Source organism: Maribacter orientalis (assembly GCF_900109345.1).
In the GTDB taxonomy this organism is placed as follows: domain Bacteria; phylum Bacteroidota; class Bacteroidia; order Flavobacteriales; family Flavobacteriaceae; genus Maribacter; species Maribacter orientalis.
This window is the reverse complement of record NZ_FNZN01000004.1, coordinates 440,617-453,538: the sequence shown is the minus strand read 5'-3', so window position 1 is coordinate 453,538 and position 12,922 is coordinate 440,617. Positions and strand designations below refer to the sequence as shown.

General features: G+C 36.9%; 12 protein-coding genes and 1 tRNA gene. 9 read left to right on the top strand and 4 right to left on the bottom strand.

The genetic code is table 11. The annotated features are described in order from the left end of the window. Positions 1–25: 25 nt before the first annotated feature. Positions 26–1,270: an MFS transporter gene (locus tag BMY56_RS11620; RefSeq protein WP_091624244.1), complete on the bottom strand. Its 1,245-nt coding sequence runs from the start codon at positions 1,268–1,270 to the stop codon at positions 26–28. Positions 1,271–1,507: 237 nt separating this feature from the next. Here BMY56_RS11620 and BMY56_RS11615 point away from each other — a divergent pair, with 237 nt between their 5' ends. From BMY56_RS11615 to mbpA, 9 genes are all read left to right on the top strand, one after another. Continuing rightward, positions 1,508–2,083 carry a RidA family protein gene (locus tag BMY56_RS11615; RefSeq protein WP_091624241.1) on the top strand — a complete coding sequence of 192 codons (576 nt, stop codon included), beginning with the start codon at positions 1,508–1,510 and terminating at the stop codon, positions 2,081–2,083. 69 nt (positions 2,084–2,152) lie between these two features. Then, a tRNA-Arg gene (locus tag BMY56_RS11610) sits at positions 2,153–2,224 on the top strand. A gap of 322 nt (positions 2,225–2,546) precedes the next feature. Then, positions 2,547–3,512 carry a phage integrase SAM-like domain-containing protein gene (locus tag BMY56_RS18645; protein ID WP_091624238.1) on the top strand — a complete coding sequence of 322 codons (966 nt, stop codon included), beginning with the start codon at positions 2,547–2,549 and terminating at the stop codon, positions 3,510–3,512. A 784-nt stretch (positions 3,513–4,296) separates the two neighbouring features. Continuing rightward, positions 4,297–4,500 (top strand): helix-turn-helix domain-containing protein, encoded by a 204-nt coding sequence (locus BMY56_RS11600; RefSeq protein WP_317040619.1) that lies wholly within the window; start codon positions 4,297–4,299, stop codon positions 4,498–4,500. Positions 4,501–4,575: 75 nt separating this feature from the next. Beyond that, entirely contained in the window at positions 4,576–4,851 is a 276-nt protein-coding gene (locus BMY56_RS18890) for a hypothetical protein (protein ID WP_245737205.1), read from the top strand. A 5-nt stretch (positions 4,852–4,856) separates the two neighbouring features. Further along, entirely contained in the window at positions 4,857–5,447 is a 591-nt protein-coding gene (locus BMY56_RS11595) for a primase-helicase family protein (protein ID WP_245737204.1), read from the top strand. Positions 5,448–5,707: 260 nt separating this feature from the next. After that, a complete protein-coding gene (locus BMY56_RS11590; RefSeq protein WP_245737203.1) occupies positions 5,708–6,253 on the top strand; it encodes a toprim domain-containing protein in 546 nt (181 codons plus the stop codon). Next, positions 6,254–6,409, top strand: a complete 156-nt coding sequence (locus BMY56_RS18640) for a hypothetical protein (RefSeq protein ID WP_177170962.1) — start codon at positions 6,254–6,256, stop codon at positions 6,407–6,409. It begins immediately after the preceding gene. Positions 6,410–6,416: 7 nt separating this feature from the next. Then, positions 6,417–6,722, top strand: a complete 306-nt coding sequence (gene mbpA / locus BMY56_RS11585) for a mobilization protein MbpA (protein ID WP_091624235.1) — start codon at positions 6,417–6,419, stop codon at positions 6,720–6,722. A 146-nt stretch (positions 6,723–6,868) separates the two neighbouring features. Here the strand turns inward: mbpA and BMY56_RS11580 are convergent, their stop codons facing one another. The 3 genes from BMY56_RS11580 to BMY56_RS11570 form a co-directional block, all read right to left on the bottom strand. Continuing rightward, positions 6,869–7,267 (bottom strand): response regulator, encoded by a 399-nt coding sequence (locus tag BMY56_RS11580; RefSeq protein WP_177170961.1) that lies wholly within the window; start codon positions 7,265–7,267, stop codon positions 6,869–6,871. Positions 7,268–7,286: 19 nt separating this feature from the next. Beyond that, a complete protein-coding gene (locus BMY56_RS11575; RefSeq protein WP_091624229.1) occupies positions 7,287–11,459 on the bottom strand; it encodes a chemotaxis protein CheB in 4,173 nt (1,390 codons plus the stop codon). Positions 11,460–11,944: 485 nt separating this feature from the next. After that, entirely contained in the window at positions 11,945–12,355 is a 411-nt protein-coding gene (locus tag BMY56_RS11570) for a response regulator (protein WP_091624226.1), read from the bottom strand. Between the last annotated feature and the right edge of the window lie 567 nt (positions 12,356–12,922).

Genomic DNA, 12,922 nt, shown 5'->3' with positions numbered 1-12,922 from the left:
GCTTTTTTTATAGTTAAAAGATGCATTATGCTGCTGCAACTTCTACTTCACTTTTTTTATTCTTCATCCAAAAATAGAGGATAGTGAAAAGAACTATCAATATGGCTGGAAATATTACCATTGTGCCTAAGGTTTCCTGTCCAGAAACTAATTCCAGTTCATCACCTGTAAATCCTTGTGCTGAGGCAGCTGCTCTGTCAGAATCAATCCAACCTCCAATAATAGGTTGAAAAATTGAAGTTGAGAACATACCAATGGCACCTATTATAGACATTCCTAAAGCACCTGTTTTGGGTGTCTTTGTTGCTGCAAGTCCAATCATGTTAGGCCAGAAATATGCAATTCCTAATGCAAAAATTATAGCAGCGACGTAAGCCATAGCTCCTGTTTGTGTACTAAACAAATAAATACCAATGGTTGCTAAAATAGCAGAACCCAATAGTACACCTGTTTGGTCAAATCTTTTTACCATGTCCCCGCCAAAAAATCTTGCAACCGCCATTAAACCAGCTGTTAAGGCTAAAATTAAAGTAGGTTCGGCACCACTTTTTGATAATATCAGACCAACCCATTGATTAGGTCCGAATTCAGATATTGCGGTAAGCGCCATACATATTGCAATAAATGCAAACAATGGGGTAAGCATACCTTTTAAATTTCCACTTAGGGTTGCAGCTTCCTCTATTTTTGCCTTGGGCCATGTTTGTCCATAAAACAAATATGCGTAAATAACTGCAGGGATTAAAAGTAACCATACTTGACTTTGTCCGATGATTCCGAAATTTGTCATGAAACCAGATAGTAGACTGCCTACTGCAATACCTCCAGGAAACCACATGTGAAAACGGTTTAGCATCTTACTCATTCTGGTTCCTTTGTAAGCGTCTGCAATCATTGGGTTGCAGGCCGCTTCGGTACAACCATTTCCTAACCCAATTAGTAGGTTAGCTACTAATAAGCCAACATAACTTCCTGAGAATATTAATAATAAAATACCAATTGTATGAGCAAAAAAGGCAAATTGCATTATAATTTTACCACCTACTTTATGATAAATAAGTCCTCCTATTACCATTGCAATCGGGAACCCTGCGAACCACATGGAGGTAATTAAACCTGCTTGACTTGCGGTTAATTCTAATTCTGTTTTTAATTGGTCTAAAATTCCCGCTGCTATAGCAAAAGAGAAGGCTGTCGTGATTAATGCGAAACAGCTGGCATAAAACAGTCTATTTGCATTTACATTAGAAGTTGTACTAGAACTTTCCATATTTGTATTGATTTAGTTGTTGTTGGTTTAACTGCTAAACTAATAAAAATGAAATAATATTAGGGCTTTTTTAGTAAAATGATATCTTAAGTGCGACATATGGCACAAAAAATAATATTTGTGAAAGTTTTTATGGATTTTATGCAATGCTGAAATTGGCCATAATATACTTTATCTCTTTGATTATGAACTATTAACTAACTTGTAACCTTAATAATCCTATTTAATCGAATATCTATGAAAACCTACGTTTGTATACTAACTGTTGTTTTGTTTTTTAGTTGTGCCGATGTTGAAAAGAGGCTAGATCGAGAAATACAATCTTCTACCGATACTATAGATACAAATTATAACCCACAAGCAAATTTAGAAAGTTTGGGTTTAAAGTTGAGAAATCAAGGTTTACCTGTGGCGAACTATGTTCATGCCGTGAGAAGTGGTAATCTTATATTTTTAGCTGGGAAAGGACCAAAACAGGCCAATGGTGAAAATATAGTAGGTAAACTTGGTAAAGATTTAACCATAGATGAGGGTTATGCTGCAGCTCGTGAAGTGGGGATCAATCAACTATCAGTTCTAAAGATGGAATTGGGTGATTTGAATAAGATTAAAAGGATAGTTAAAGTACACGGTATGGTAAATGCAACTTCTGATTTTACGGATCATTCTAAGGTAATCAATGGGTATTCTGATTTAATGGTGGCTGTTTTTGGTGAACGTGGTAAACATGCCCGTGCTGCAGTAGGCATGGGGTCTTTACCAGGGAACATGGCAGTTGAAGTTGAGATGATCGTTGAGGTTTATGAAGAATAAATAAATGAGGTATAATTCATATTTGTGATATTTAAATTAATTCTATTTTTACACACACTTTAAATTATTGGCCTCGTAGTTCAATGGATAGAATAGAAGTTTCCTAAACTTTAGATGCAAGTTCGATTCTTGCCGAGGTCACTTTTTGACTTATAAACGAATTCAATATAGTATATAATACATTGATTATCAATGTTTGGATATTTATTGGTTTCAAATAATATCATTTAGAACCATCTATTAGAGTTCACAAATCGTCAACATTTTTTTCAAATGTTTTCGTATTTTGTAATTGTTTATTTTAAATCTGTTAAATTAACGATTTGTAGGTGATTTGACTTTCGTCCTTAATTAAGTTTAACTTAACGACGTTTGTTATGCGTACTACTTCCACATTTTCAATCTTATTTTGGCTATACGCCAGAAGAATTAAGAACAATCAAGCCCCCCTTTATGCCACAGGATAACCATAGACGGCAAAAAGCTCAACATTAGCCTTAAAAGAAGAATTGACACGCAACTTTGGAGTCCTGAAAAGCAGCGAGTCAAGGGTTTAAGTGCAAACGCCAAAAGTATTAATCAATACCTTAATGAAGTACATGCAAAGTTGTTTCAGTGCTATCAAGAATTAAAGGCAGATGATAAGCGGATTACCCCACAAACGGTAAAATCCAAATTCCAAGGGGACGATAAGCCAAAGGAATTTACGCTTACTGATATAATTGCCTGCCATAATGATAAAATGTTTTACAAACTGCATAGAAACATTTCAAGGCTCTATTTAATTAGTCAAAAATACATCCTACTCTATTTAAAAAATGACGACATGGAACTATCGCTTCTTGATTATAAATTTATACTCGGTTTTGAAAATTTTCTACGAGGCCATAAACCAAGTCATTATCAAAAGCAGATTGGGAACAACGCAGTAATGAAACATATCCAGCGTTTAAGGAGAATGGTCACTTTAGCTTATGATATCGAATGGATCGGTCAAGACCCCTTCCGTAAATTCAAACAAAAACTAATTCCCACAAACCGCGGTCATCTAACAGGCAAAGAATTAGAACTTTTAGAGGAGTTGACATTACACTCTTTGAGATTGAGAACGGTAAAAGACTTATTTGTATTCAGCTGCTACACAGGGATTAGTTATATAGATATGATGCTACTCTCGGAAGGGAGTTTGGTTATGGGTTTGGATAAACGAATGTGGATTGCAAATAAAAGGCAAAAGACCAGGAATCCAGTTAAAATTCCTTTACTATCGAAAGCTTTAAATATTATCAAAATTTACCGAGAAGATAAACGGTGTCAGATTTATGGCACGTTGTTTCCTAAAATATCAAATCAAAAAGTGAATGCTTACCTAAAAGAAATTGCAATAGCAGCTGGCATTCAAAAAAAATCTCACCTTTCACATGGCTAGACATACTTTTGCGACAACCGTTACGATGACTAACAGAGAGTGCCCATAGAAACTATTTCTAGAATGTTAGGACACAGAAAGCTAACCACCACACAAATTTATGCCAAAGTAATTGAGCAAAAGGTATGTGATGACATGGAAATACTTCGCGAGAAACTGGAAGAAAACTTTTAAGCAGTTAATTCCAAAGATTAAAAAAAAGTCTATGTTGTAGGAAATACTTCGTGAGAAATTGGAAATAAATAGAGCGCCATATAAAAGTAGAAATACAAAGAGAATTCATTAGGTCAAATGTTCAATAAAATCAAAATCAAAATATCAATTTTTGATTGAAACTTGAATGGTGAGTGGAAATAGAGAACTTTTATAGAATCCATTCTTAAAAAAAAAGACCTTTGATGGACTTAAAATTTTTTAGTAGAGGGATTTTTAATTGTTGATAACCCACAATTCCCTTCTTTATGGGATACTTTACCAAGATTCAAAATGGTTCCATTTGGTATCAAATGGAACCGAATAAAATTTGTGCTTTCTCAACTTAATCCGGTTTGGTCCATATTGGTTCAATATGCTGTTTATCAATTATTTGCGGATAACTCCTTACCTCCTTACCTCGTTACCTAGGCCCATTCGCCTATTTCCATACATTTATAGAATACTACTATTGAAGGAAAACAAAAGCACTTTTGTTCATTTCGTAACCTTAAAAAGAAACAAAATGGACACTATTTTAATACTCGAACGGCTGGACCGTTTGGAAAAACTTTTGATGGCGAACAAGTAGGTGCTGACCTTCGAGGAGACCTGTGACTATACGGGAATATACAGAAGCTACCTGTACACACTTACCGCTGCGGGAACCGTTCCGCACTCCAAACCCAACGGAAAACTTATTTTTTTCGAACGGAGGAAAATAGAGGATTGGCTGCTCCAGAACGAACGAAGGCCGATAAATGAAATCGAAACCATAACGGAGCCTTTTCGTTAGGCGACCTTATCTCTGAACTTATCAAAATCCATCGTTACATCTTGGTAATCCCCTTGGAAATCAAAACATTTTTTTATGAAAACAGTACCTTACTTACGGGTGGGCACATCGTACTATAAATTGGTGCAGGCACCTACCATCGCCGGACATTTCAACGAGATCCTGGTGCATTGGAACATCGTGACCATCCGCCAGGACCATGGCAAGGATTACCTGGGCAAGGTTCCCAAATACGATGGCTTTACCTGTATACCCAATCATATCCATTTTAAGCAGGAGTACAAAGGGTTCTACAATACCTATTCCCCGTTGCCGGCAATACCAAAGGTGGGGAATGCCAACGATCGTTGAATTTTGTGAAACACATTTTTGGCAAGCACTATGAACTAGGATTGGATTACCTGCAATTATTGTATACAAAACCTGTACAGGTACTGCCCATTTTGTGTCTGGTCTCCAAGGAACGTTCCACGGGCAAGAGTACTTTTTTGAAATGGCTGAAGGCTATCTTCGACAACAACATGACCTACTTGACCAATGATAGTTTTAGTAGCCAGTTCAATGCGGACTGGGCGAACAAGCTGCTCATATGTATAGACGAGGTACTGCTCAACAAAGAAGAATTGACCGAACGCATCAAATACCTTAGTACGACCAACATCAACAAGTTGGAGGCTAAGGGAAAGGATAAAAGGGAAGTGGAGTTCTTCGGAAAGTTCGTCCCGTGCAGTTACAACGAGGACAACTTTATAAAAATTGACGAGAACGAGACCCGTTTTTGGGTCTTGAAAATACCCGTGCTCAAAAAAGAGGAGACCGATTTCCTGAACCGACTGATATCGGAGATACCCGCCTTTCTATATTACATGCAAAAGCGGCAGTTATCTAGCGAGCATACCACTAGAATGTGGTTCACCCCAAAACAGGTAGAACCATTTGGCTTATGAAAGAAAAAAGAACAAACAAATTATCGTGTGAAAGAGCCCGAACTTTTCCCATCGAGAAAGCGCTGGCAAAACTCGGGCACTTTCCGACCAGGACGAACGAAAAAGAAGCCTGGTTCCTGAGCCCTTTTCGCTCAGAAACCTAAGCCTCTTTCAAGGTGTCCAAGAAGCTCAATAGATAGTACGACCATGGAGAGGGAAAAGGTGGAAATGTTATCGACCTGGCATGTAAAATCCCCAAATCCTCGGTAAAGGAAGCTTTAATGTTTTTTGAACAGAACCCTACCTCTTTCTCTTTTCAACAGCGGCCTGTTCTATGCAACGACAACCATAATGGAATACAGATTTTTCATGCACGGCCTATCTTGCATTACGGTCTGTTACAATATCTATTTGAACGAAGGATTTCCATTTCGACAGCATCGGCCATTTGTATGGAAGTCCATTACCTGAACAATGGAAGACGCTACTTCGCCATCGGATTGAAGAACGTTTCGGGTGGATGGGAACTTCGGAACAAATATTATAAGAATTGCAGTTCGCCCAAGGATATTACCCATATCAAAAACGGTAATAAAAAACTTATCGTTACCGAAGGGGTGTTCGACTTACTATCCCTTCTTAGCAATAATGAAATTTTGGAAGCAGAGTATGATTTTTTGGTCCTGAACTCAACTTCCTTCGTTTTAAAAGCGACGAAAATCATACAGGATTATTTAACTATAAATCTCTATCTGGACAACGATGGGAATGGCAAACGAACGACCCAAAAAATGATGCCCCATTCTACTAACTGCCTTGACAAATGAATGCTTTACGAAGGATTCAAGGATATGAATGAATGGCTGATATACAATTCTAAAAAGGGATTTGGTCAGAAAGCGGGACTTGGTCAGAAAGCGCGAGATGTGTCTTTGTTGCCACAAAGACAAACTCGCTTTACTCCCGATGGTCCTTTAGATTAAAGGAAAAATGAAAAGGACCTACATCAAGTTACGGTGCTCCCTCTACGAGAAAAAGCTGCTACGGAAAAGGGCGGAATTGGCAGGGCTTTCCCTCTCCGAATATTGCCGCAGCTCCGCTTTAGGCAAGACCGTCATCGAACGGTTGACCGAGGAACAATTGGAACAATATAAAATGTTGGTGAAGTACAAGGGGAACTTCACCCGCATCGGGAATATGTTCAGGAAACATAACCCTAAACTGGCCAGCGAGGTGGAGCAATTGGCGGAGGAAATACGGACCCCCTCTTTTCAACACCATCACCATTCTTTTTAAACTTTAAATTTCTTGGAAGCTAATCTAAAGGTTATGGTAAGATTTGAGGCATTGAATAATTCAATATGAACTTTGAAAAAGGAAACTATTTTGATTTTCCATATATTAAAGTTTATTGCGTAAATATTTTAGGACGGGTCAGAGCTTTAAGAATCTGCAATAAGTTTCATGATTTCACTAATTTGCGCAGGAAGTTTTTTCATATCCGTTGGCTTAATCAGACAATTTGATGCTCCGAGTTTGTGAAATTCATTTATAGCATTTTCCGAAAAAGAGGTAGAATACATAATTACCGGAATATGTTTTAATTGCTCATCTTGTTTAAGTTGTTTCAAACATTCACGGCCATCCATACGGGGCATATTCATATCAAGGAAAATAAAACCAGGCAATTGCTCTACTTTGTTTAGTTTGGCGAGTGCATCTACACCGTCATTCGCTTCAATACAAACGGTTTGCTCTAGCATTTTCGAAAATAATGCTTCTTTGAAGAATAACCTGTCGTCTTCATCATCATCTATTATCATTACAATATGCTGTTTCATAGTTCTTTGGCTTTTTGAATTATAGTGGTTGTTTAAACGGAAGTATGACATGAAATGAGGCACCTTTATTTTCCTTGGCATCAGCAAAGGTTAGTCCGTGATGATTTTTGGCGATTTTATTTGTGAGTGCTAAACCAATACCAGTTCCTGTGTAATCTTCTTTATTGTGCAGGCGCTGAAAGATTGTGAATATTTTTTCTGCATATTTCTGCTCAAAACCGATTCCGTTGTCTTTCACGATAATTTCAACATAGGGTGTTGAGTTATTTAACCAAGGGTGCTTTTTAATTTCTTTTTCTTGAAATGTGCGCGAGGTAATACTGATTATAGGTGGAACATCTTTCCTTGAAAATTTAAGTGCGTTGCTGATCAAGTTGTAAAAAAGTTGGTTCATTTGTAAAGGGATGGCATCAATGATTGGAAGTTCATCGCATTTTATCACTGCTTTTTTTTCTTCAATAAGCAGTTCGAAATCAGTCAAAATATTTTTAACCGTTTCATTTAGATCAGTTTTGATAACCGTTTTTTCATGTTGGAGCAACCGAGAATAATTAAGCAGGTCTTGAATAAGGGTCTTCATACGGCTTGATGCTCCTTCAATTTTATCGAGATAGGATTTTACCTCCAAGCTCAGCTCATCTTTGTGATTTTCCTGTAAGCGCATGGAAAAGGTTGAGATTTTACGTAATGGCTCTTGCAAATCGTGGCTGGCCACATGGGCAAATTGGTCTAATTGCAAGTTGGTCTGCTTTAATTGTTGGTTTAATTTCTTGAGGGTGGTGGTCCGCTCTTTAACCTTTATTTCCAATTCTTCGGTAAAACTTTTTAGTTTGGTAATATCTATACTAATACCTGAAAGTGTATGTGCTTTACCAGACTCATCATAATGATACTCCCCAGTCGATCTCATCCAAACGATGACGCTGTCATCGGCTCTTTTAATTCGATAATCAACCTCATAAAGCCCACGATTTCGTTTTGCTTTTTCCAATCTTTGTAAAACAAAGTTTTTATCTTCTTTTAGAATAGCATTATGCCAGTCTTCATAAGTCAGTTCTTCGCGAAATTCGTCATATCCCCATAATTTTTTATGGATTTTTGACCACTCCAACTTGGATGAAACAAGATCTAAAGACCAGATACCAACCTTGGCGGAATCCGTTGCAAGTTTTAAATAATTAGCTAATTTTTTTTGTTCCTTTTCGCTTGCTTCAATTTGTTTTTGGGCAATTACTTTTTCGGTAATATTCATAGCAACCCCCGTAATACCAGATACTTTCCCTGTATCATTTTTAACTGGCTCAATCATCATGTCGTAAATTGATTCCTCACCGTTTATGATCATTGAAACTTCTGATTTTACTCCGGTGCCTGTTTCCAGCACTTCTTTTTTTAGCAAGGTAAGCCGTCTTGCCGTTTCAGGTTCAACCAGTTCATAATCATCTTTTCCCAAAATATCCTGAATACTAAAGCCTGGATGTGGATTATAAATCCAGGTATGCTTTAAATTTTCATCCTGAGAAAATGCAATTTGACCACTTATCTTCATGGCCAATTTAAAACGGTTTTCACTTTCCGTAATTTTCTTTAGTGCAGCTACCTGATCTGTAATATCTTCAATGGCAAGCAATACTAATTGCTCATCTGTTTTTTTGTTTTTAATTTGGCGTGCATTTATCAATAGCGTGCGCTCACCCAATACAGGAAGTTTAAGAATGATTTCAAAGTCATCTATATAGTTTTTTTGAGAAAGGACCTTTATGAGTAACGAGCGCAGTTTAGCATCATCAAATTGATGATGCTGTATTTCATAAAACCATTTGTTTTCCGTTTCCTTTTCATCCACATTAAATTTTTTGTAAAAGGCAGCATTGGCAGTTTTTATGCAAAGGAATCTATCTAGAATAATTAACGGATGACGGATAGTACTCACGATGCTGTCTGAATAGAGACGCGCTTCGCTGAGCTGTTCTTGTTTTTCCACCAACTCATGATTTACGATGATCAGTTCCTCATTGGTCGATTGCAGTTCCTCTTTGGAGGTTTCCAATTCTTCGTTCAAGCTTTGCATCTCCTCGTTACTGCTTTGCATCTCCTCATTGCTGCTTTGCAATTCTTCATTAGAGCTTTCCATGTCCTCAGTGATGGCAAGCATATCTTCGCGGGCTTGCGCCAATTCTTTTTCCAACTGTTCGATTCGCTTTTCTGCTAAGTCGTTTTTTATTTTTCCAGCTTCAGATAATTTTAGTTCTTGTACTAACGGAATTATTCTATTTATAAAGCGGATTAAGTAATGTGGTTCAATGGTATCGGTAAGCGGAATAATTTCTATAGCAACCATAGATTGTTCCCCTTGGCTAAATTCCTCATTTATAAAGGCATTAATTTTAACGGGAATATTTTCTGTTATTACCGCTAATTTTGTTTTGTTGGCTTTGTGGATGGCGTTTCGCAATTCGAACCCTAGACCTTCACGTGCCATTTTCAAGAGATTATATGTGGGTTTGCCCTGAGGTGCCTTAAGAAAGGGCGTGATATCGCCATGAATGTGGACAATATCCATTTGTTCGTTCACCACAACACTTGGGGGTGATTTCGAAATCATTACTGCCTCTGCACTTTTTCGAAAATTAGTTTGGGTAGCGTCCTGTTGGTTCTCGGTCTTATATTTTGATGCCATCACTTTTGCTTTTCGTTCAGAAGCAACGAGCCTGAAACGGCCCGGAATTAGCTTGCGAGTATAGATTTTTTCTTTCTTTACCACTGGTGCGAACAAATCGGAAGACGTACCTATAGATTCAGATTTGCCAAGAAGAAGAAATCCATTTTCTTTAAGTGCATAATGAAAAGTGGCGAATACTTTCTGCTGTAAAAAAGTATCCATGTAGATAAGTACATTCCGACAACTAATTAAATCCATTTTTGCGAATGGCGGGTCTTTTAAAAAATTATGTGGGGCTATGATGCACATATCCCTAATAAGTTTGCTCACTACATAACTGCCGTTGTCTTTTGTGAAATAATTATTGAGTTGTGATGCAGAAAGTGTTTTTACTTCGGCCTTGGTATAAATTCCTGAGCGTGCTTTTTTAATGGCTTTCTCGGAAATATCGGAAGCAAAAATTTGAATTTTTGTATTGCGTTTCCGATTGCCAGCAGGATTGGATTCCAAAAATTCTTGCAGGCAGATCGCAATCGAATAGGCTTCTTCACCAGTGGAGCAACCTGCTATCCAAATACGAATAGGTGCATCGGATTTTTTATTTTTAAGGATGGAAGGAAAAATTTTTTCGGTTAAGTTGTGAAAAGTTTTCGGGTCGCGAAAAAAGGAAGTTACCGGAATGAGCATGTCCTGAAAAAGCGCATCCTGTTCCGCTTTATCGCTCAGTAGAAAATTTAGATATTTGGTAAGATTTGTCTTTTTTACAATGGCAATTCTTCTGGCTATGCGCCTGCGTAAGGTTGGATCTTTATAATGAGTGAAATCCACTCCGCGGCGCTGGTGAAGTACCGATAGAATTTGTTTGAAAACAGCTTCATCGTCTTTGGTCTCTTTCCCCCCTTTTTTGTAAACATCGTTTGTTTTGAATGCGCTGTTTATTTGCAAAAGCTGCTCGGGAATTTTTTCAGGAGCTAAAATAAAATCAACAACCCCGGCATTGATGGCACTTTCTGGCATACTACCATAGCCTGCTGTTTCTATGTCCTGCGCTATACCAATACCTCCATATTCCTTAATGGCTTTCAACCCTTGTGTTCCGTCGCTACCCGTGCCCGATAATACCACACCTATGGCAAACTCTTTATGCACTTCGGCAAGGGACTTGAAAAAAATATCAATGGAAAGCGTTAGATTTTTTTTATCGCGGGGCGCCAGCTGCAGTATTCCATCGGTAGATGTTAAAATCTTGTTTTCAGGAATGATGTAGATATGGTCTGGTGCTAGATGAATGTCCTCGGTGATTTCATGTACGGGAACTTTTGTTACCCTTTGTAAAATCTCAGGCAGCATACTTTCGTGTGATGGATCAAGATGCTGCACCAACACATAGGCCATTCCTGAACTTTCGGGTATTGCTTTGAGCAATCGCTTAAAAGCATCGAGCCCACCGGCACTAGCACCAATACCTACAATGGGGAAGTTCTGCTCGGTGGCAGGCGGTTCAATTTTGTCCTTTTTAGGAGCAGTCATAGACACGAAAAATTAGTGATGATTCTATATGTATTATTCCGACTTTTGCGCTACCTGAACAAGTAACTGTAAACGTTATTTTATTTCCAATAGTTTAGTGATTAACTATGTTAGGCCAAGTTCTTTGGTAATTGAGCCACCATTTAAACATCTTGATGGTAGCGTAAAAAATTGAAGTACTACTTTTCAGTTTTTGATCCTCTTTTAATTCTCAAAGAAATCCAATTTATTCGTCAAAAATTATTTTTAATTCTAAAAAATAAATCTAGTAATTGCTTTCAATTGTGCAATAGTTGTAGTGCCTTATAGCGCATCAGGCTTTTAGTCATCCACAGGATAAATCCATTTTCCAGATATTTTTTTATTAAAATAAAAAGATTATATGAGAACGATATAAATAATAAGGATGTCATTAGTCTTCAATTTTATTCCCTACTTAACGAAAGATACGATAAACTATATGAAGATTGGCTTGACCTAAAATTTTATTGAGGTTTTCTTTTTTCTTCTGCCTTTTTCATAGCTTCTGTTAATTCTTCCGGTAACGGATAAATATCAAATAATTTGGTCAGAAAATAGTCCGCTCCAAGTTCTTCGCTTAGGTTAATATCTACTTCATAATCAGAAGTACTATAAATAATAACCGGAATTTTTTTTAACTTCTTATCTTTTTTCAATTCTTCTAAACATTCTCTTCCGTCCATCTTCGGCATGTTCAAATCAAGAAAAATAAAATCTGGCAACAGTTTTGCTTTTCGCAATAGTTTAAGTGCATCATCACCATTCTCCGCTTCTATACATTCGTAAGATGGATTGTTTTTACGAATGGCACTACGGAAAAAAAAGCGGTCGTCCTTATCATCATCAACAATCATTAAAATTTTCTGATTCTTCATTTTATGCTTTACTTTAAATTGAATTTTTAGCTATTAGTCTCTGAGCCTTTATTTTGATTATTCCAATAAATTTAATGAAAAAGGTTTAGTAGTGATGGAAAACCGTACCGGAATAAACTCCTAATACTTGAATAAACCATAATATTGAATTTTTATGATTGTACCATCATAATACGGAAACTAAATCCAATTTATTCAAACATTCTAAATATAGGATAGGTTTCATGAATTTAGCACTAATATTCTTTAAGTACTGCGTTTCTTTTTGTTGAAAAAAACATCTTTTTATTCCAAATTTTTAATAATGTATGGAAATTGCAAATATTAATGCTATAAAACATAAGGCGCATTTTCTCAATGGACTAATTTTATGGTTGGTACTCGTTAGATAAGTGTAAGTTTTATGGTTGTGTTGAAAAAGCGTTCTTATATATAGTGGTGAGGCGCTAGCAATTGAAAAAAGAACAGTATTTTGCAGTTACTGCCCTTTTTTCGGTTTTAAAACAATCAACAAACTAAACTCAAAAACTTTATCCATAAATGGTATTCGGTTACACTTCTACTATT

Coding starts and splice junctions, on each gene's coding strand:
- BMY56_RS11620 (WP_091624244.1), bottom strand. CDS start 1,270: ATGGAAAGTTCTAGTACAACTTCTAATGTAAATGCAAATAGACTGTTT.
- BMY56_RS11615 (WP_091624241.1), top strand. CDS start 1,508: ATGAAAACCTACGTTTGTATACTAACTGTTGTTTTGTTTTTTAGTTGT.
- BMY56_RS18890 (WP_245737205.1), top strand. CDS start 4,576: ATGAAAACAGTACCTTACTTACGGGTGGGCACATCGTACTATAAATTG.
- BMY56_RS11590 (WP_245737203.1), top strand. CDS start 5,708: ATGTTTTTTGAACAGAACCCTACCTCTTTCTCTTTTCAACAGCGGCCT.
- BMY56_RS18640 (WP_177170962.1), top strand. CDS start 6,254: ATGCTTTACGAAGGATTCAAGGATATGAATGAATGGCTGATATACAAT.
- mbpA (WP_091624235.1), top strand. CDS start 6,417: ATGAAAAGGACCTACATCAAGTTACGGTGCTCCCTCTACGAGAAAAAG.
- BMY56_RS11580 (WP_177170961.1), bottom strand. CDS start 7,267: ATGAAACAGCATATTGTAATGATAATAGATGATGATGAAGACGACAGG.
- BMY56_RS11575 (WP_091624229.1), bottom strand. CDS start 11,459: ATGACTGCTCCTAAAAAGGACAAAATTGAACCGCCTGCCACCGAGCAG.
- BMY56_RS11570 (WP_091624226.1), bottom strand. CDS start 12,355: ATGAAGAATCAGAAAATTTTAATGATTGTTGATGATGATAAGGACGAC.